The 814-nt window shown below is 77.1% G+C and carries 2 protein-coding genes; both read right to left on the bottom strand.

The genetic code is table 11. From position 1 onward, the window contains the following. Positions 1-148: 148 nt before the first annotated feature. On the bottom strand, positions 149-427 hold the full coding sequence (locus tag ACFV61_RS28015; RefSeq protein ID WP_063349212.1) for a MoaD/ThiS family protein: 279 nt from the start codon (positions 425-427) through the stop codon (positions 149-151). Between the two features lie 111 nt (positions 428-538). Beyond that, positions 539-658 carry a putative leader peptide gene (locus tag ACFV61_RS28010; RefSeq protein ID WP_347878546.1) on the bottom strand — a complete coding sequence of 40 codons (120 nt, stop codon included), beginning with the start codon at positions 656-658 and terminating at the stop codon, positions 539-541. Positions 659-814: the final 156 nt, after the last annotated feature.

The following is an 814-nucleotide window of genomic DNA, read 5'->3' as shown; positions in this document are numbered from 1 at the left end:
CCCCCGCCCCGCGGGCCTCACCGAGGCCGAGCATGTGGTTGAGCTCGCGCGCGGTGGCGTGGGGGGGGGGGCCCGGGGGCGGGGTGGGTCCCCAGAACCGAGCCGGAGGGACCGGCACGCGCCGGGGGGGGGGCGGGTGGGCGGGAGGTCAGCGGGCTCCGCCGGCCACGGCGGGCAGGATGGTGACGCTGTCGCCGTCGGCGAGGGTGGTGGAGATGCCCTCCAGGAAGCGGACGTCCTCGTCGTTCAGGTAGACGTTGACGAAGCGGCGCAGCTCGCCGCCCTCGACCAGGCGGGCGGCGATGCCCGGGTGGCGGGCGTCGAGGTCGGCGAAGAGTTCCCCGAGGTTGCTGCCGGTGCCCTCGACGGCCTTGGCGCCGTCGGTGTAGGTGCGGAGGATGGTCGGGATGCGGACCTCGATGGCCATGGGTGCGCTCCTGTGCGAGTCGTGAGGTGGGCCGCGACGGGCGCGGCGGGGAGGGTGGTCCCGGGGCTCGGCGTCGCCGGCAGGCGGTGGGCCCGGGTGGGGCGGGGCGGCTCAGCGCGAACGCGCGGGCGTGCCGGGACAGATCGCACTGGCGAGCCGGCACAGGTCGACGTGCAGGCGCGCCACGAGGCGGGTGCCCGGGGCCTGGTTGCTCACATCGACGGAACGCATGGGCTCATCGTATAGATTCCCGGGCCCGCTCCTCCATGCCCGTCTCGGGATCCGGATGCTCCCGTTTCTCGGGCTGAGACGACACGGGCCCGGCGGCCGCCCGCCGGCGGGGGGGCGGGCGCCCCCCCCCGGGGGGGGGGTTCGCCGCGCGGGGCG

Source organism: Kitasatospora sp. NPDC059817 (genome assembly GCF_042731835.1).
In the GTDB taxonomy this organism is placed as follows: Bacteria; Actinomycetota; Actinomycetes; order Streptomycetales; family Streptomycetaceae; genus Kitasatospora.
The sequence above is the reverse complement of the archived record's forward strand: the minus strand, read 5'-3'. Positions and strand labels throughout refer to the sequence as shown.